Origin of the sequence: Burkholderia sp. Bp8994 (assembly GCF_003853805.1) — a bacterium.
In the GTDB taxonomy this organism is placed as follows: Bacteria; Pseudomonadota; Gammaproteobacteria; order Burkholderiales; family Burkholderiaceae; genus Burkholderia.
The window spans coordinates 58,442-76,425 of record NZ_QTQH01000008.1; the positions used below are offsets into that span (position 1 = coordinate 58,442).

Sequence of the window (17,984 nt, forward strand, 5' to 3'; positions counted from 1 at the left end):
CCATACTGCATCCAACCTGCCGCACGCATCGCGTCGCCGAGCGTGCGCGTTCGATCAGCGCAACCTGGAAGCCAACGATGGGCATCGAATTCAAACCCTACCCGTTCGTCGCCGTGCGTCATCCCCCGCACCTGCCGACCTGCAGCGCGGGCGTCGATACGCAGCGGCACCGCGTCGCGATCGTCGGCGGCGGCCCGGTGGGCCTCGCTGTCGCACTCGGCCTCGCCAATCACGGCATCCGCAGCGTGCTGCTCGAAGCCGATGATTCGGTCTGTCACGGCAGCCGCGCGATCTGCATCTCGCGACGCAGCCTCGAGATCATCGAGCGGCTCGGCGCGCTCGACAGCTTCATGCGCGTCGGACTGCCGTGGAGCAGCGGACGCAGCTTCCATCGTCACGACGAAGTGCTGCATTTCACGATGCCGCAGGACGAGAACCAGAAGCTGCCGCCGATGCTGAACCTCGCGCAGTATCACATCGAGCAGTTCCTGCTCGATGCCGCGCTGCGCCGCCCCGAGCTCATCGAGATCCGCTGGCAAACGAAAGTCGCGGGCGTCACGCAGCACCCGGCCGGCGCGCGCCTCGACGTCGATACGCCGCTCGGCCGCTATGCACTCGATGCCGACTGGGTCGTCGCAAGCGACGGCGGGCGCAGCACGATACGCGATGCGCTCGGGCTGTCGCTGCAGGGCACAAGCTATGAAGGCCGCTACGTGATCGTCGACATCGCGCTCGACAGCGACCGGCCGACCGAGCGGCTCGCGTACTTCGACCCGGCGTCGAACCCCGGCTCGACGGTACTCGTCCACAAGCAGCCGGACAACGTATGGCGGATCGACTATCAGCTGCGCGACGATGAGGATCCCGAAGCGGCCGTGAAACCCGAGAACGTGATCCCGCGCGTGCAGAGCCTGCTCGACATGATGGGCGAGCGCGGCGACTGGTCGCCGATCTGGATCACGATCTACAAGGCGAACGCGCTGACGCTCGAACGCTATCGGCACGGCCGCGTGCTGTTCTGCGGCGACGCCGCGCATCTCGTGCCGATCTTCGGCGTGCGTGGCGCGAACTCGGGCATCGACGACGCCGACAACGTCGCGTGGAAACTCGCGTACGCGATTCGCGGCCTCGCGTCGGACGCGCTGCTCGACAGCTATTCGGACGAGCGCGTGTTCGCGACGCACGAGAACCTGCGCTACGGCACCAAGAGCACCGAGTTCATGGCGCCGCCGTCGTTCGCGTTCGACCTGATGCGCAAGGCCGTGCTGACGCTCGCGGTCCGGCATCCGGCGTTGCGTTCGCTGATCAATCCGCGCCAGACGTCGGCCATCGCCTACACGGCGTCACCGCTCAATGCGGACGAGCGCGATGCGTTTTCGGCCGGGCCGTCGCCCGGCATGGTACTCGCGGAATGTCCGCTGATGCTGCACGCGTCGGGCGACATCGGCACCGACGAAGGCATGCGACGCGGCCACCTGACGGATCTCGTCGGTCCGCGTTTCACCGCGTTCCGCTTCATGCGTGACGGTGCGCCCGATCCGTCGTTCGCCGATCTCGAACGAAACCTGCACGACGCCGGCATACCGTTCGCGCTGGTCACGCTTGCACGGCACGCGGCACCGCAACAGCCAGGATGCGGCGGCTACGATGCCGACGGCCGGCTGTTCGACCTGTACGGCGCGCGCGACGGCACCGTCTATCTCGTACGTCCGGACGGACACGTGCTCGGCCGCTGGCACGATGCACGCGCCGCCGACGTGACCGCCGCACTCGAACGCGCGCTGCACCCGCGCACGTCGGCCAACATTCAGGAGCACGCATGATCACCGATACCGAACGCGACATCCTCTACACCGACCTGTGCCGCACGATGACCGGCATCGGCGAAACCGATGCGGCGCTCTTTCTCGCCCGCTTCGCGTTGCTGGCGATAGAGGCGATCGGCGATACGGCAACCGTCACCCGCCTGATTGCCGACGCCGGCGACGGCCTGCCCGGCACGGGCACACCGGCGCCGACGCACGGACGATGACGCAGGACGCATGACGCACAATCGTGCGGCCCCTCCTTACAGATTCATTTCGAATGACAGACGAATCCTCTGGAAAAACCCGTTAAGGGTGCATAACATTACTTAACGATTCCGACCCGTCTATCGCGTTACATTGCGTGGGCGGCGCGGCGGGTCGCATGCCGCTTCATGCAGCTTGCGGTGAAACAGCCGACGTCCGGTCATTTCGACTCAACACAAGGAGAGGATCACCATGACTCATGGCTTGATTATGTGGCTCATCATCGGCGCGATCGCCGGCTGGCTGGCGGGCGTGCTCGTCAAGGGCGGCGGGTTCGGCCTGATCGTCGACATCATCGTCGGTATCGTCGGCGCGGTGATCGGCGGCTGGCTGGCCGGGCTGCTCGGCATCACCCTCGGCAGCGGCTTCATCGGCTCGGTGATCGTCGCGGTCATCGGCGCCGTGATCCTGCTGTTCGTGATCCGGCTGTTCAGGCGCGCGGCCTGACGATCTTCTCGCGCGCCTTCGGGCGCGCTTTCGTTTGTCGCATCGAAGCGGCGCGCGGGGCATCCCCGCCGCCGTCCGTTTCAGCGGCGCTTGCCGCGCTGCAACCAGCCGTCGAGCACGTCGGTCGTCAGCAAGCCGCTGCGCGCATCGCGTGCGCCGTCGCGGCCAACCCACACGGTACGCGGCATCTCTCCCCGCCATCCCGCATCGAGCGCCGCCCGCAGACGCTCGGGCATCGGCTCGGCGTTCGCATACTGCGCGACCTGCGGCGGCAGGTTCATTTGCGCGAGCGCCTGTGCGATTGCCGCACCGTTGTCGTCGTACGCGTCCATCGAGACCATCGCGAGCTGCACGTCCGGATGGCGGCGCTGCCACGCGACCAGATGCGCGGCGTTCTCGCGGCAGTAGCCACAATCGAGCGACCAGATCTCGACCGCGAGCGGCCGTTCGTGCGCCGTCGCGTACACCTTCGCGACCTCGGCCGCGCGCAGCGGCTGCAGTCCGCCAGCCCATCCCGGCAGGCTTGCGAACACGGCGCCGATCAACACGATCAGCCGTTTCATTGCGCCCCCTCCACGGCAATCAGCCGGTAGCCGTCGTTACGCGTACGCCACGACAGGTAGATGCGGCCCGCATCGTCGAGCAGTTGCGGGTTGTCGCTCGCGCCCGACGTCGACGCGATCACGCGCGGCGCCGACCAGTGCTCGCCGCGATCGTCCGAGCGGCGCAGCTTGATCTGCATCGTGTCGCCGTCGAACGCCTTCCATGCGAGCCAGACGACCTCGCCGCGCACGACGAGTGCCGCATGCGATGCCTGCTCGGCCGGCACCGCCGGACTCGCGCCGAACGCCCACGGCGTGCCGCTCGGCCGGCCATCGGCGCCGATGCGCGAATAGAACACGTCGGCGCGGCCGTCGACGACGCCGAACCACGCAAGATGGCGCGTGCCGTCCGGCGTGATCGCGAGCGCCGGCCCGTGCTCGGGGCAAGCCTCGACATGCCAGTTCGAGAACGTCGCACGCACCGGCACGACGGACTCCGATGCCGAAACGGGCAACACCGCGAGCGCATGGTCGCGGATCTGCCCCGGGAACACGTTGCGCCACACGGCTTCGATGTGCCCGGCCGGATCGATCGCCATCGCGATGCGGCAGCATTCGCACGTGTGATCCGTCACCTTGCGCTCGGGCTCGAACGACGCACCGCCGTCGCGCGACACCGCGTAGTAGACGGCCGCCCCTTCGTACGCCTGCCCCGCCGCCTTCGCCGCGACGAGATCGCGCTTGTCGATCCACGCGATCGCGATGTTGCCGGCCGGATCGACCGCCATCATGTCGAAGCGGTGCGTGATCGCCTGCCGGTCGCGATGCACGGTGACCGGCACGCTCCAGGTCGCGCCGCCGTCGAGCGAACGCACGAAGCGCACCATGCCGGTGTACGGCGCATCCAGCGGCATCGACCACGATACGTACACCGCGCGACCGTCCGGGCTCGTCGCGATCTTCGGGCGATTCTCCGCGCTCGTGTAGATCGGCTCGGGCATCGCGTTGACGGTCACGGGCGCGGACAGCGTGCGGCCCGCATCGTCCGAGTGCGCGACGACGACGTGCGCGCCTTCGACCCATGCGACCCACAGCCGGTGCCGCGCGTCGAACGCGGCGCCGGTCGCGAGCGGCTGCTTCTGTTGCGCCGGTGCGGCCTGCATGCTCATGTGCGCCGCATGCGGATCGGCGGCTTTCGGCGCGTCGTGCGCGCCGGCAGGCGACAGCGCCGCGAGCCACAGCGCGCAGCCTGCCGCGAGCGATTTCACAGCGACCATTTCAGTTCTCCAAAGAAAGTGCGGCCCGGATACGGATGGAACACGTAGTAGCGGCGGTCCGTCAGGTTGTCGATGCCGACCGACGCAGTCCAGTGACGATCGAACCGGTAACGCGCCTTCAGGTCGACGACCGTGAAGATGCTCGTGCCGCCGTACACGTCCGGATTCACGTCGCTGTTGTCGAGCGTGTTGAACTGGCGGCCCGAGTAGCGGACGCCGACGCTCGCGAGCCAGTGCTCGTCGAAGCGGTACGACGCGAGCAGGTTCGCGCGCATGCGCGGGATGCGCGGAAAGCGCGAGCCGACGTACGCGGGATTCGCGGTGTCGGCCAGGGTCTGCGCGTTGCTCGCCGACACGTTCGCGTCGATGTCGAGCCCGCGCAGCCCGACGTTCTGGCCGCTGAACGCGAGCTCGACGCCGCGCACGCGCACGCGATCGACGTTCGAGATGTTGGTGACGGTCGACGCGCCCGACACCGTCGTCTGGCTGTAGATCGAATCGCGCAGGTCGCTCTGGAACACGCTCGCGCGCACGACGCCGACGCCCACGTCGCGCTCGGCCGTGAAGTCCCAGTCGATCGCCTTTTCCGGCCGCAGGTTCGGGTTGTTGTTGACGATCGCGTTGTTCGAGATCGTGCCCTGGAACAGCTCGCCGACCGTCGGGAAGCGGGTGCCGGTCGCGAACGACAGCCGGAAACGCCAGACGTCCGTCGCGTCCCATTGCAGCGCGACTTTCGGCGACAGCGCATTCGCGCCGCGGTCCGCGTAGCCGAGCGTGCCGTTCGCGTTGCCGAGCGCGCCGCCGTACGCACCCCAGCGCTCGTAGCGCAGGCCGAGGGTCGCGAGCCAGCCGGGCGCGAAACGCCACGCGTCCTGCGCGAACAGCGCCTGCGTGCGCGTGTCGCCCCGGTAGACGCTCGCGAGCGACGTGGTCGGCCCGGCCAGCCAGTCGGCCGTGTTGTACGTGACGTTGCGCAGGAAGTAGTTGTCGTAGTGATAGCCGAACGTGAGCGTGTGCCCCGTCACTTCCGGCGCCTCGGCCTTCAGGTCGAGCGTGCGCCAGCCCGTGCCGTCGCCCTGGAACAGCGTGCCCGCCCCGCCCTGCACGGTCGATGCCGCGCGCAGCACGTCGCGCGACACGTCGTAGGCGGAAACCACGCCCGACAGCCGCCAGCCCGAATCGAGCCGGCCGTTCAGCCCGAGCGCGTACAGCCAGTTCTCCTGGTCGCCGCGCTGCGGCGCGAACGCGCTCGGCGCGACGGTCACGTTCCGGCCGCCGAGCGACACGTTGCCGCCGTACACGGGATTGCCGGCCGCGTCGCGCAGGAAGGTTTCGCCGTGCTGCCGGAAATGGTTCTCCCAGTGCCCGAGCGTCAGCGTCGCGTCGACGCGGTCCGTGAACGCATAGCCCATCCGGACCGTCTCGTTGAGCTGCTCGGTCCGCTCGATGTTCTGCGCACCGACGATCGTGCGCGGCTTGCCGTTGGGGCCGATGTCGGTGGCCGCGCCCGTCACGGGCACCGCGGCCCCCAGCCGCGGGTTGTAGGCGGCGTTGGGGCTCGCATATTGCATCGGCTGGCCGTCGTTCTCCAGCCGGTCGAGCGACAGCGAGAACCAGAACTTGCCGACGCGGTTCGCGATCCGAGCGGTCTGGTGATTGCCACCGAAGCTGTCCGCGAACCCGTAGCCGTCGTGATAGCGCTGCGTGAAGAACTGCGTCGACAGGGACGCCTCGAGCTTGTCGGGACGCCGCGTCGTCAGCAGCACGGTCGACCCGATCGCATTGCCGGGATACAGCGCGGAAAAGGGGCCATACAGCACGTCGACGCGCGCGATATCGTCGGGCGCGATCAGCGACCAGCGCGGCGGATACGCATAGCTCGAGCCGAGCAGGTTCGACAGCAGCAGGCCGTCGGCGTACACGAGCCCGCGCGCACTCTGCAGTTCGTTGAAGTCGCGGCCGGCGAACACGCTGTTGCGGTCGCCGATGTAGCGCCTGCGAACCATCAGGTTGGGCGCGTACTTCAGCGCGTCCTCGGTGGTGACGTTGGTATGCGCGTCGATCTGCTCGCGCGTGATCGACTCGACGACGGCCGGCGTATCCGGATCGACGGGTTGCCGGCTTGCGGTGACGCTGACGGCGGTCAGCGTGTCGCCCGCAGAGGCGAGCGCGGCGACCGGTGCGGCACGGCCGGCCGGGTTGCCGGCGCCGGCGGGCACCGGCGCGGCGGATGCGCCATCGATCGAAGCCGCCTGCGCGGCCGGCCAGGCAAAAGCGGCCGCGCAGGCAAGCGCGAGCCGGCCGCGCGAGGGCCGCGCGGCGAAGGTGAACGACATGGATGAATTCCTGAAAACGTGACCGGACGCCGCCGCACGCAAGCCAACGCGCCGCGCGCAGACGGCACGGCGCGCGGACCGGGCCGCGGGCGGCACGCGCGCCACCGCGGCGCGCGAACGATATCAATCAGATCGGGACGTTTTCAGGCGGACCGCGCGGCTGCGCGAGACGGATGCCCGTGCGGGGAACATCGGGAACGGCCGGGGCGGCCGCCCGGTACGCGAACGCGCGCACGAAACCCGGCAACGCGGGCAGGCTCGTGCCGAGCGCGACGTTCGCCGCGAAGCCGGGACAGTACACGCAGTGCGGCACGCCGGCATGATCGAACGACGCCGCGCCGCGGTCGTCGCCGGACTGCGCGAGGACGACCTCACGAGCGCCTGCCGCACTGCACAACTCGAGCGTGAGCCCGCCGGAACCGCTCGATGCGAGACGCGCGTAGCCGACGACGGGCGACAGTACGTTCAGTACCAGCGCCAGCCATACGAGGCCGATCCATCGCGTCGTTCGTTTCATCGCGGTCCAGGAAAAAGTGCGCGCAAGTATAGCAAGCGGCCCGATTGTTGCCGATTGTGCAGGGTGTGATAGTCGGCATTGCTCGGCGCGCAGCAGCGCATGTGCCGTTAATACAACAGAGACAAAATCTAACGATTCGCCACTGGCATAAATCCAAGCGCGAGGTTGATAATCATTGAACCCGCTGGAGAAACGAACATGGACGAAAGACCAACCCGCATGCCCCCGCCCGAGCAAGTGATGAGCCCGGATCCGGAACCCGTCGGCGTGGAATTCCTCGCCGAATTGCCCGAGCACGTCCGGGCATTCTTCGACGAGCAGCACAAGCTGTACTCGCCGAAGTGAACCTACGTTCCGTCCTGTAACCGCCACGTGTCGATCGATATCGTGCGGTTCATCGCTGCGTTTTCGGCGCAGATCGCTTCGCACCCCGGCTGCAACGGCCTGACGGTGCCGGATCAGCGCGTCCGCTGATTCTTCTGTCGCGTCGTTCCGCCGCGCGACTGTCTTCGTCTATCCTTCTGGTTTTCCACCTCCGGCCTGTCCGGCTCTCCCTTCTCCCGATCGTTCCGATGAAACAAGCCATTCGTGCCAGCGTCGCTGTCGCCGCGCTCGGCGTCGCCCTTTTTTCGTCACCGCATATCGCGCGCGCGGACGGCGACGACACGGCGCTCACCAATCTCGTCGCGCTCGCATCGCAGCGGCTCGCGCTTGCCGAACCCGTCGCACGATGGAAGTGGGCAAACCACCAGGCGATCGAGGATCGGCCGCGCGAAGCGGCACTGCTCGCATCGGTGGAGAAGCGCGCCGCACAGTCCGGCGTGGATCCGGCGTTCGCGCGCACGTTTTTCGAGGATCAGATCGCGGCCAGCAAGGACGTGCAGAACGCGCTCTTTGCAAAGTGGCGCGCGACGCAGCCGCCGGAAGGCACGCCGCCCGACCTCGCAACCAGCACGCGGCCGGCGCTCGACCAGCTCACGCAAAAGATGCTGACGGGCCTCGCGCAAGTCGCACCGCTGCGCGACGCACCCGACTGCCAGGCGCGGCTCGCACGCAGCATCGCGAACTGGAAGACGCTCACCCGCTACGACTCCACCCAGACGCAGGCGCTCGGCACCGCGCTGTCGCACGTTTGCGCCGCAGGCGGCGCCAGCGCGATCGGCTGACGGCGGCGTCGCGCGCCGCGGCCTGCGCTGCTCAGTCGGCAGGCGTCAGTGCCGCGAGCGGAATGAGTTGCAGGCCGCGTGCGAGATGCGTCTGCAGAAGACGATGGGTATGGGGTTCGAACGCGCCGTCCGCGCCGTCGGCCACGAGCCGCACGGCCGCGTCGAGCGATTCGGCCGTACCGAGGTAGCGCCAGCCGTCGATCACGTGAAACAGGCGGCGCTCGCCGCTCGCTTCGAAAGCGACCGCACCGTCGAACGGCCAGGGCGCATTGCCCGCACGGGCGTGATCGGCTGCGGGACGCCGGTTGTATGACGGACGCAGGCGGGCGATCCACTGCGCTTCGGCGAGCATCGCGCCCAGTTCGTTGCCGGTCTCCCGCCACTCGACCCGCCGTACCTGCTGCGCAATCCGCATTTCCTTCGACGAGCGCCGCTCGCCGGTCAGCAGCGCGCGCAAGCGCTGCCGCACGCGCACGCTGCGGCCGACATACAGCGCTTGGTCGTCCTCCCCGAACAGCGCGTACACACCGCATCCGGCCGGCGCGGTATCGAGCCACGCTTCGGTCATGCCGCCCGCGAGACGGAAGTGGCGCGTCGTACGCGCAATCTGGTCGCGCAGACGCTCGAGCGGCACGATCTCGTGCAATTGCCGCCAGAACTGCCAAAGCAGATCGGCATCCGCGAGTGCCCGGTGGCGGGCGGACGGAACGAGGCCGTGCCGCTCGATCAGCGCATCGAGTCCGTGCCGCGCCTCGCGCGGAAACAGCGCGCGCGACAGGCGCACCGTGCACAGCACGTCCGGATTGAACGCGATGCCGGCGCGCTCGAATTCGGCGCGCAGGAAGCCACGGTCGAAGCTCGCGTTGTGCGCGACGAACAGCTTGCCGTCGAGCCGCTCGAACAGCGCGGGCGCGAGCGACGCAAACGACGGCGCGTCGCGCACCATCTCGTCGGAAATGCCCGTCAGCTGCTGGATGAACGGCGGAATCGAATGTCCCGGATTGACCAGCGTCGTCCATGTCGATACGCCGAGCGGACCGAGTTCGACCACGCCGATTTCAGTGATGCGGTGCTCGGCAGACGAGCCGCCGGTGGTTTCGAGGTCGACGAAGACGAGCGGCTGGTCGCAGGCGGGATCGGACAGACGGGAATCGGACATGAAAAGACGGGGGAAACGATGCTTTCGTGAGTATGCACCGGCAGATGCGTTCGCGACCAGTCCGAACCCGAATCGATTCGCCGGCCGCCGATTTTCGTGCCCCGGAAAGCAAAAAGCCCCCGCGATGCGGGGGCCGGACGTGATCGGCGAAGCGTGGCGCGTCAGACCGCCTGGATATTCGCTGCCTGCTTGCCTTTCGGCCCGACTTTCACGTCAAAGGAAACGCGCTGGTTTTCCTTCAGCGTTTTGAAGCCGTCCATCCGGATTTCGGAAAAGTGCGCAAACAAATCTTCGCCGCCATTGTCGGACGTAATAAAGCCGAAACCTTTAGCATCGTTAAACCATTTTACGATACCGGTATCCATACCTTCGTTCCCCACTCGTTTAGATCAAAAAAGCTACTGTTATAGCCGCTTCCCGAAATCCCGCAACGGCGCGCCGACACTCCCCCCAGCGCTCCGCCCGGGGACGGAGTGCTGACTTTATAAATTGGACAATCCGGGTGCGTCAAGGGAATTTTTAGGGCTTGCTTTATCAAAAAAACGCTAATGCCGCTGGAATCGATACACGATCGCCTTTTATTAATTGATCCGCATCAACAACCTGTCAATATTACCGGGATCGGATCACTAATAATCGAAATCGTGAAAAACATACCGGGGACGAATCGCTTCGGTAAATCCTCGGGTTTTTTCCGGGTTGCGGAAAACGGGGGACGTTGCGATGCTGGTGCAAAGGAAATGGAAGGAGAAGGCCATGTGGCTGGACGGATTCAAGCGCTTCGCGAGCCGGCTTGCACGCGTACGCCGCAAGTCCCGCGCGCTGGCCGAGACCCGTGAAGCGCCGTGCGACACCGAGTTCGACCCGACCTGGCACGGCGATCATTGGCAGAACCTGCTGGCGTCACCGCTGGACGCCCGTCACTACGTAATGGAAGACTGGACGTACACGCCGCCGCAGGCCGAAGCCGACGACACGCAGCCGACCGGCAAGCGCAAGCGCAAGCGGCGCTCGTACGCGCAGTAGGGATCGGAACGACAGGGCAAAAAAAAAGCGCGACTGGGAAGTCGCGCCGACAAAGGTTTGGAGATCTTTTCCGTCAACGAAAAAGTCTGCTTCGGAAAGCAGAGATCGCAGTATAGCGAGAGAACATCCTTTCATTATCCATGCCCCGCACAAACCTCTATTGCCGATGTGTCAATAATCACGCTAGGCGTGCTCTCGCCCGTCATTGACCGCCTGTCGCGATCGCGCAACGCCCGCGACACCCGATACGCAGTCCTGATTGCTTTTTTCGCGTGCTGCATTGCCGCAAAGTCTTGATGGCCGGGCCTCTCGGCGCATATGCTGATTCTTGCCGGATTCAAAATACAGTATTGCGGGAAGCAATTTTCTTCTACGCCCGGACCGATCCGTACACTGCAAATGGATATCCGACGAGGGTGCCGCGCCCAATGCGCACGGCGTCGCCAGCCTGCGACGCCGCCGATGCCCGCAGCAGGTTCGATCGACATCATCCTGTTTGGAGACAGATCATGAAAAAGACCCTGATCGTCGCGGCATTGGCGGGCGCGTACGCCACCGGCGCCCATGCGCAAAGCGCCGTCACGCTGTACGGCCTGATCGACGCCGGCATCACCTACACGAACAACCAGGGTGGTCACAGCGCGTGGCAGGAGACGAGCGGCTCGATCAACGGCAGCCGCTGGGGCCTGCGCGGCACCGAGGATCTCGGCGGCGGCCTGAAGGCGATCTTCACGCTGGAAAACGGCTTCGGCATCAATAACGGTTCACTCAAGCAGAACGGCCGCGAATTCGGCCGCCAGGCGTTCGTCGGGCTCGCGCACGAGAGCTACGGCTCGCTCACGCTCGGCCGCCAGTACGACAGCGTCGTCGATTTCCTCGGCCCGCTGTCGCTGACCGGCACCCAGTACGGCGGCACGCAGTTCGCGCACCCGTTCGACAACGACAACCTGAACAACTCGTTCCGGATCAACAACGCGGTCAAGTACCAGAGCGCGAACTACGGCGGCCTGAAATTCGGTGCGCTGTACGGCTTCTCGAATTCCAGCAATTTCTCGAACAACCGCGCGTACAGCGTCGGCGCGTCGTACAGCTACATGGGCTTCAACGTCGCGGCCGCGTACATGCAGCTGAACAACAACGTCAACGCGCTGGCGCTCGCGGCCAGCGACCCGGGCGCGGTAGCCGGCGACTGGACGTTCGGGGCCAGCCGTCAGCGCACCTGGGGCGCGGGCCTCAACTACGCGTTCGGGCCCGCGACGGCCGGCTTCGTGTTCACGCAGACACGCCTGACCGATTCGGCCAGGATCAGCGCCGGGCAGTCCGGCGTGTCGGGCGGCATCCCGCTCATCGGCGGCACGCGGTTCAACAATTACGAAGTGAACGGCCGCTACGCGCTGACGCCGGCGTTCTCGCTCGCTGGCTCGTACACGTACACCGACAGCCGCCTCGACGGCCAGACGCCGAGCTGGCACCAGTTCAACCTGCAGGCCGACTATGCGCTGTCGAAGCGCACCGACCTGTACCTGCAGGGCGAATACCAGCGGGTCAATGCGGACGGCCTGGCGATCGGCGCGAACATCAACGGGCTCGGCACCGCGTCGTCCACCAACAAGCAGATCGCCGTCACGGCCGGCATGCGCCATCGCTTCTGAGCGATGCGCGTGAGCCCGGCCGTTCGGCCAGGACCGTCATGACGAAGCGCCCCACCCGGGGCGCTCGTTCGTTTCAGCGCTGCACCGCACGCATGCGCCGCGCCATGCTCACGCGCTGCCCGACGCCGGATAGCGAACGTCGAGCACGTCGATCGGCTGGGGACCGGCCGGCGTCATCAGCGTGACGGTATCGCCGATCTTCGCCTTGATGAGCGCCCGCGCGACCGGCGAGATCCAGCTGACGCAACCGCGATCGAGATCGACCTCGTCGATCCCGACGATGGTAACGGTATGATCCTCGCCGTCCGGCGTCGCGTAATCGACGGTCGCGCCGAAAAACACCTGGTCGACGTTCTCCTGGCGGCTCGCGTCGACGACTTCGGCGAGATCGAGCCGCTTCGTCAGGAAGCGGATCCGGCGGTCGATCTCGCGCAACCGCCGCTTGCCGTAGATGTAGTCGCCGTTCTCCGACCGGTCGCCGTTCGACGCGGCCCACGACACCAGCCGCACGACCTCGGGACGCTCGACGTCGATCAGGTTCAGGAGCTCGTCCCTGAGCCGCTTGTGGCCGGCCGGGGTGATGTAATTCTTCGTGCCCGCCGGAATCGCGGGCTGACCCGGGTCGAGATCGTCGTCGTCGCCGTCCGACTCTTTGACAAACGCCTTGTTCATGATGCAGATTCAACGCATGGATGACTGATGCTTCAAGGGTACACGAAGGCGGCCTTCCCAAGATCGGGTGACATTTTTTGCGAATAAGGCTTCCCTTTTTATACAACCCTGCTATACTTCCGCTTCTGCGTGCGGCTGTAGCTCAGTTGGATAGAGTACTTGGCTACGAACCAAGGGGTCGTGGGTTCGAATCCTGCCAGCCGCGCCACCTTTTTGGGAACCTTCCCACCGTAGAAGGTTCCGACAGTTGAAGTAGTACCGCTTTGCGTGCGGCTGTAGCTCAGTTGGATAGAGTACTTGGCTACGAACCAAGGGGTCGTGGGTTCGAATCCTGCCAGCCGCGCCACCTTTTTGGGAACCTTCCCACCGTAGAAGGTTCCGACAGTTGAAGTAGTACCGCTTTGCGTGCGGCTGTAGCTCAGTTGGATAGAGTACTTGGCTACGAACCAAGGGGTCGTGGGTTCGAATCCTGCCAGCCGCGCCACCTCAGAAGGGCCTTCCTCCGGGAAGGCCCTTTTTTCTTTTCCGCCTCCCCGCTTCTCTTTGGCCCGCGCCCCGCTCGACTCGAGCCGGATCGCCACTGCACAACACCGCCCGGCCCGCAGCACGAACGAAAACGGCGGCCCGTGGCCGCCGTCGCATCCTGCCTGCCGCGAACCCGCGCGCGGCGTCAGTAATCCTGCCGCTCGCGCTCGATGCGCATGCCGCCGTCATGACGCGCGTGCACGCTGTCGTCGGTCGAGCGCTCGCGCATGATCCGCATCACGTCCGGATTGGTCCGCACGCGCCGCATCACGTTCGCCAGATGCACGCGGTCGCTCACCTGGATCACGAAGCGCAGCACCGTCGATTCGTGCGTCAGATCCTCGTCCATCGCGATGTGAACGATGTTCGCGTCCGCCGACGTGATATCCGCCGCGACGCGCGCGAAGATGCCCTTCGCGTTCTTCACGAGCGCCTTCACCGCGACGTCGAACAGACGACCCGGCTGCGGCGCCCATTCGACGTCGATCCAGCGGCCCGGATCGCGGCGATGGATGCGCTGCGCGACGCGGCAATCCGTCGTATGAATCGCCATCCCGAGACCGATGCCGATATAGCCCATGATCGCGTCGCCCGGAATCGGCCGGCAGCACGCCGACAGTTGCACGGACATCCCTTCGGTGCCGGTAATCACGACCGGCGGCGCATTATGCGCGGGGTGCCGCTCGGACTTCGGCAGATCGTCGTCCGCATCGCGGCCGCTCATCAGCACCTCGATGCGCTTGGCCATCACCGCGGCGACGCGGCGGCCGAGGCCGATGTCCGCGAAGATTTCCTGGCGGCTCTTGTTGCCCGTCCACTGGACGAGCTTCTCCCACACTTCCGGCCCCACATCGGCCAGCGCGAGCCCGTAACCCTTCAGACTCTGGTCGACGAGCCGCTCGCCGAGCTGCACCGACTCGTTCAGGCGCATCGTCTTCAGGTAGTGACGAATCGCCGAACGCGCCTTGCCGGTGCGCACGAAGCCGAGCCATGCGGGGTTCGGCTTCGAATACGGCGCGGTGATCACCTCGACGATGTCGCCGCTCTTCAGCTCGGTACGCAGCGGCAGCAACTCGTTGTTGATCTTCACGGCCACGCACTGGTTGCCGAGATCGCTGTGGATCGAATACGCGAAATCGAGCGCCGTCGCGCCGCGCGGCAGCGCCATGATCTTCGACTTCGGCGTGAACACGTAGACCGCATCCGGGAACAGGTCGATCTTCACGTGTTCGAGGAACTCGCTCGAATCGCCGGCTTCGCTCTGGATGTCGAGCAGCGACTTCAGCCACTGGTGCGCGCGCTTCTGCACGTCGTTCAGGTCCGCGCCGCCGTTCTTGTACAGCCAGTGCGCGGCCACGCCGGCCTCGGCGATCTCGTGCATCTTGCGCGTGCGCACCTGGAACTCGATCGGCGCGCCGAACGGGCCGACGAGCGTCGTGTGCAGCGACTGATAGCCGTTGATCTTCGGGATCGCGATGTAGTCCTTGAACTTGCCGGGCACGGGCTTGTACAGCGCGTGCAGCGCGCCGATGCACGTGTAGCAGTCGAGCGGGCTGTCGACGACGACGCGAAAACCGTACACGTCGAGCACCTGCGAGAACGACAGCTGCTTGTCGCGCATCTTGCGATAAATGCTGTAGATCGTCTTTTCGCGGCCGGTGATCTCGGCGTCGAGCTTCGCGTCGCCCATCGCGCGCTGGGCGGCCTCGAGGATCTTGCTGATCACTTCGCGGCGGTTGCCGCGCGCGGCCTTCACGGCCTTCTCGAGCGTCGCGTAGCGATGCGGGTTGAAGTTCGCGAAGCTCATGTCCTGCAGCTCGCGATACGTGTTGTTCAACCCGAGGCGGTGCGCGATCGGCGCATAGATGTCGAGCGTCTCGCGGGCGACGCGGCGGCGCTTTTCCATCGGCACCGCACCGAGCGTGCGCATGTTGTGCAGACGATCGGCGAGCTTGACGAGGATGACGCGCACGTCGCGCGCCATCGCGAGTAGCATCTTGCGGAAGTTTTCCGCCTGCGCTTCCTCGCGGCTGCGGAACTCCATCTTGTCGAGCTTCGACAGGCCGTCGACCAGTTCGGCGACCTTCGGGCCGAACCGTTCGGCCAGCTCGCTCTTGGTCACGCCCTGGTCTTCCATCACGTCGTGCAGCAGCGCCGCCATGACGGCTTGCGCGTCGAGCTTCCAGCCGGCGCAGATTTCCGCGACGGCGACGGGATGGGTGATGTAGGGTTCGCCGCTCTGGCGATATTGACCGAGGTGGGCTTCGTCGCTGAAGTGGAACGCCGCCTTGACCTCTTTGATTTCTTCCGGAGGGAGATACTCGGCAAGCACGCCCGTCAGTTTCGCGATCGAAACGACGCCGTGCTTGCGCGGCTGCTCCGGCGTGGCGGTCGGCCCGAACAGGTGCCGAAAGGACTGTTCGAGGACCGCGTCGATGTACTGGCGCGCAGGCGACTGGGCCGTGGCTTCGGTGGTCGAATCCGCGGAGGCGGACGATGGGGTGGTGCTCATATTCGCCTCCAGGTCGAGTCGTTGCGCGCGTGGACTACATGGCTGGAACGGGCCGGATGCGCGTTACACCGGCACCTTCTTCAGCATCTCGACGCCGACCTGGCCGGAGGCGATCTCGCGCAGCGCGACGACGGTCGGCTTGTCGCGGCTCTCGATCTTCGGCGTATGGCCTTGCGCGAGCTGCCGCGCGCGGTAGGTGGCGGCGAGCGCCAGTTCGAAGCGGTTGGGGATTTGCTTCAGGCAGTCTTCGACGGTAATGCGAGCCATGTTGGAAATTCCTTCTGAATATAGTCGTTATTCTACCTTATGTCCCTCTACCCTCGCGTCATTCCGCGTGGGGCAGATGGATGCCGAGCTCGATGAACAGCTCCGCGTGTCGCGCGTACTGCGAAGCAAAGCGCAGGCGCGTGGCCGCGACGATGCATTCGAGTTCGGCGAGTGCACGATCGAAATTCTCGTTGATCACGACGTATTCCGCTTCCGACGCGTGCGCGATCTCGCTGCCGGCAGCCAGCAGGCGCCGCGTGATCACGTTCGGTTCGTCCTGGCCGCGCTTCTTCAGACGTTCCTCGAGCGCGTCGAGCGACGGCGGCAGGATGAAGATGCCGACCGCGTTGCGGAACTGCTTCTTCACCTGCAGTGCGCCCTGCCAGTCGATCTCGAGCAGCACGTCGTGGCCGTTCATCATCTGCTCTTCGATCCAGACGCGCGACGTGCCGTAATAGTTGCCGTGCACTTCCGCGCTCTCGAGGAATTCGTGCGCGGCGTGACGCGCGCGGAAATCCTCGACGGTCGTGAAGTGGTAGTGCTGGCCGTCCTGCTCGCCCGGGCGCGGCTTGCGCGTCGTGTACGAGATCGACAGGCAGATGTCGCTGTCCTTCGACAGCAACGCGTTCACGAGCGTCGACTTGCCGGCACCCGACGGCGCGACGACCATGAACAGGTTGCCGGGATAGACGCCGCCGTGCAGCGCATGCGACGCGTGGCCGTCGCGGTTGAGGTCGGTCATGTTGCTTTACTCCAGGTTTTGCACTTGCTCACGCATCTGCTCGATCAACAGCTTGAGCGCCATCGATGCGTCGGCGAGTTCCTTCGCCGCCGCCTTCGAGCCGAGCGTGTTTGCTTCGCGATTCAGTTCCTGCATCATGAAGTCGAGACGCTTGCCGACGCGGCCGCCCTTCTCGATCACGTGACGCGTTTCGTTCAGGTGCGCGGTGAGTCGCGACAGCTCTTCCGCGATGTCGATCCGGATGCCGTACATCGTCACTTCCTGACGAATGCGTTCCGCGGCTTCCTCGCGCGTGACGATCGGCGCGCTGCCTTCGGGCGCCGCAATGCCGAGCGCTTCCTGCAGCCGCTCGACGATCTTCTGCTGATGCTTCGCGATCAGCTCAGGCACGAGCGGCGTGATGCGCGCGACGATCGCTTCCATTTCGGTGACGTTCGACAGCAGCATCGTCGCCAGCTGCGCGCCTTCGCGCGAACGCACGACGACGAGCTCGCCGATCGCTTCCTTGCCGCACGCGAGCACCGCGTCGCGGATCGCGTCCGACGACACGCCGCTCTCGGCGAGCACCCCCGGCCAGCGCAGGATCTCGCCCGCGCGCAGGCGGCCGACACCCGGGAACGAATCGAGCACCGAACGCTCGAGCTCGGCGAGCTGGCCGAGCGCCGTCTGGTTCAGCGCGCCCGCACCGATGCTCTGCTCGCCGCGCTGCAGGTTGATGCGCACGTCGACCTTGCCGCGCGACAGCTTGTTCATCAGCATTTCGCGCAGCGCGGGTTCGCACGCGCGCACGTCGTCCGGCATGCGGAAATTCAGGTCGAGGAAGCGCGAGTTCACGGTGCGCAGTTCGACCGACACGCTGGTGCCGCCGTTGCCGGTGGCCGTCGCGAGTTCGCGCGTCGCGCTCGCATAGCCCGTCATGCTGTAGATCATGGTTCGTCTCGCCGTCTGGGTGCCCTTCACGGGCGGGAATATGTCGAGGCGCCCGGCGCATTGCAAGGCGCGGGGCGGGAAGCGCGCATTATCCCATTTTTGCGTCCCACCCCGCCGGGCATGCCTGCCGTTCGGCGCTAAA

The 17,984-nt window shown here is 66.0% G+C and carries 18 protein-coding genes and 3 tRNA genes; 10 read left to right on the forward strand and 11 right to left on the reverse strand.

The window, feature by feature from the left end:
• Positions 1-77: 77 nt before the first annotated feature.
• The 3 genes from DIE04_RS10185 (at position 78) to DIE04_RS10195 (ending at position 2,519) form a co-directional block, all read left to right on the forward strand.
• A complete protein-coding gene (locus DIE04_RS10185; protein ID WP_124521682.1) occupies positions 78-1,823 on the forward strand; it encodes an FAD-dependent oxidoreductase in 1,746 nt (581 codons plus the stop codon).
• Positions 1,820-2,032, forward strand: coding sequence for a hypothetical protein (locus tag DIE04_RS10190; RefSeq protein ID WP_124521680.1), 213 nt, complete (start codon positions 1,820-1,822; stop codon positions 2,030-2,032). The genes DIE04_RS10185 and DIE04_RS10190 overlap by 4 nt, the downstream gene beginning before the upstream one ends.
• Before the next feature lie 232 nt (positions 2,033-2,264).
• Positions 2,265-2,519 carry a GlsB/YeaQ/YmgE family stress response membrane protein gene (locus DIE04_RS10195; RefSeq protein ID WP_044848544.1) on the forward strand — a complete coding sequence of 85 codons (255 nt, stop codon included), beginning with the start codon at positions 2,265-2,267 and terminating at the stop codon, positions 2,517-2,519.
• 80 nt (positions 2,520-2,599) lie between these two features.
• Here the strand turns inward: DIE04_RS10195 and DIE04_RS10200 are convergent, their stop codons facing one another.
• From DIE04_RS10200 to DIE04_RS10215, 4 genes are all read right to left on the reverse strand, one after another.
• Positions 2,600-3,082: a TlpA family protein disulfide reductase gene (locus tag DIE04_RS10200; RefSeq protein ID WP_124521678.1), complete on the reverse strand. Its 483-nt coding sequence runs from the start codon at positions 3,080-3,082 to the stop codon at positions 2,600-2,602.
• Positions 3,079-4,338, reverse strand: coding sequence for a sialidase family protein (locus DIE04_RS10205; RefSeq protein WP_124521676.1), 1,260 nt, complete (start codon positions 4,336-4,338; stop codon positions 3,079-3,081). The genes DIE04_RS10200 and DIE04_RS10205 overlap by 4 nt, the downstream gene beginning before the upstream one ends.
• Entirely contained in the window at positions 4,326-6,674 is a 2,349-nt protein-coding gene (locus DIE04_RS10210) for a TonB-dependent receptor (protein ID WP_124572984.1), read from the reverse strand. The genes DIE04_RS10205 and DIE04_RS10210 overlap by 13 nt, the downstream gene beginning before the upstream one ends.
• A gap of 127 nt (positions 6,675-6,801) precedes the next feature.
• The gene (locus DIE04_RS10215; protein ID WP_044848540.1) at positions 6,802-7,191 is read right to left on the reverse strand and encodes a DUF2946 domain-containing protein; all 390 of its coding nucleotides are present in this window, start codon (positions 7,189-7,191) and stop codon (positions 6,802-6,804) included.
• Between the two features lie 198 nt (positions 7,192-7,389).
• Here DIE04_RS10215 and DIE04_RS29725 point away from each other — a divergent pair, with 198 nt between their 5' ends.
• On the forward strand, positions 7,390-7,536 hold the full coding sequence (locus DIE04_RS29725) for a hypothetical protein (RefSeq protein ID WP_009690993.1): 147 nt from the start codon (positions 7,390-7,392) through the stop codon (positions 7,534-7,536).
• Positions 7,537-7,763: 227 nt separating this feature from the next.
• Positions 7,764-8,357: a chorismate mutase gene (locus tag DIE04_RS10220; RefSeq protein ID WP_124521672.1), complete on the forward strand. Its 594-nt coding sequence runs from the start codon at positions 7,764-7,766 to the stop codon at positions 8,355-8,357.
• Positions 8,358-8,388: 31 nt separating this feature from the next.
• On the opposite strand, the gene DIE04_RS10225 is transcribed toward DIE04_RS10220, so the two are convergent.
• Both DIE04_RS10225 and DIE04_RS10230 read right to left on the reverse strand, forming a co-directional pair.
• Positions 8,389-9,516, reverse strand: a complete 1,128-nt coding sequence (locus DIE04_RS10225; protein WP_124521670.1) for an exonuclease domain-containing protein — start codon at positions 9,514-9,516, stop codon at positions 8,389-8,391.
• Between the two features lie 161 nt (positions 9,517-9,677).
• Entirely contained in the window at positions 9,678-9,881 is a 204-nt protein-coding gene (locus tag DIE04_RS10230) for a cold-shock protein (protein ID WP_006476615.1), read from the reverse strand.
• A gap of 391 nt (positions 9,882-10,272) precedes the next feature.
• On the opposite strand from DIE04_RS10230, the gene DIE04_RS10235 reads away from it, so the two are divergent.
• Both DIE04_RS10235 and DIE04_RS10240 read left to right on the forward strand, forming a co-directional pair.
• On the forward strand, positions 10,273-10,542 hold the full coding sequence (locus tag DIE04_RS10235) for a hypothetical protein (protein ID WP_044848537.1): 270 nt from the start codon (positions 10,273-10,275) through the stop codon (positions 10,540-10,542).
• Positions 10,543-11,051: 509 nt separating this feature from the next.
• A complete protein-coding gene (locus DIE04_RS10240; RefSeq protein ID WP_044848536.1) occupies positions 11,052-12,194 on the forward strand; it encodes a porin in 1,143 nt (380 codons plus the stop codon).
• 108 nt (positions 12,195-12,302) lie between these two features.
• On the opposite strand, the gene greB is transcribed toward DIE04_RS10240, so the two are convergent.
• Positions 12,303-12,866, reverse strand: a complete 564-nt coding sequence (gene greB, locus DIE04_RS10245) for a transcription elongation factor GreB (protein WP_124496799.1) — start codon at positions 12,864-12,866, stop codon at positions 12,303-12,305.
• A 131-nt stretch (positions 12,867-12,997) separates the two neighbouring features.
• On the opposite strand from greB, the gene DIE04_RS10250 reads away from it, so the two are divergent.
• The 3 genes from DIE04_RS10250 (at position 12,998) to DIE04_RS10260 (ending at position 13,350) form a co-directional block, all read left to right on the forward strand.
• Positions 12,998-13,074, forward strand: a tRNA-Arg gene (locus DIE04_RS10250).
• A 61-nt stretch (positions 13,075-13,135) separates the two neighbouring features.
• Positions 13,136-13,212 (forward strand) — tRNA-Arg (locus tag DIE04_RS10255).
• A 61-nt stretch (positions 13,213-13,273) separates the two neighbouring features.
• Positions 13,274-13,350: transfer RNA gene (locus DIE04_RS10260), tRNA-Arg, on the forward strand.
• A 186-nt stretch (positions 13,351-13,536) separates the two neighbouring features.
• Here the strand turns inward: DIE04_RS10260 and DIE04_RS10265 are convergent.
• From DIE04_RS10265 to DIE04_RS10280, 4 genes are all read right to left on the reverse strand, one after another.
• Positions 13,537-15,903 carry a bifunctional (p)ppGpp synthetase/guanosine-3',5'-bis(diphosphate) 3'-pyrophosphohydrolase gene (locus tag DIE04_RS10265; protein ID WP_124521668.1) on the reverse strand — a complete coding sequence of 789 codons (2,367 nt, stop codon included), beginning with the start codon at positions 15,901-15,903 and terminating at the stop codon, positions 13,537-13,539.
• A gap of 63 nt (positions 15,904-15,966) precedes the next feature.
• The gene (rpoZ, locus tag DIE04_RS10270; protein WP_044848533.1) at positions 15,967-16,170 is read right to left on the reverse strand and encodes a DNA-directed RNA polymerase subunit omega; all 204 of its coding nucleotides are present in this window, start codon (positions 16,168-16,170) and stop codon (positions 15,967-15,969) included.
• A gap of 58 nt (positions 16,171-16,228) precedes the next feature.
• Positions 16,229-16,912 (reverse strand): guanylate kinase, encoded by a 684-nt coding sequence (gene gmk, locus DIE04_RS10275; protein ID WP_124487795.1) that lies wholly within the window; start codon positions 16,910-16,912, stop codon positions 16,229-16,231.
• A gap of 6 nt (positions 16,913-16,918) precedes the next feature.
• Positions 16,919-17,842: a YicC/YloC family endoribonuclease gene (locus DIE04_RS10280; RefSeq protein ID WP_124521666.1), complete on the reverse strand. Its 924-nt coding sequence runs from the start codon at positions 17,840-17,842 to the stop codon at positions 16,919-16,921.
• Between the last annotated feature and the right edge of the window lie 142 nt (positions 17,843-17,984).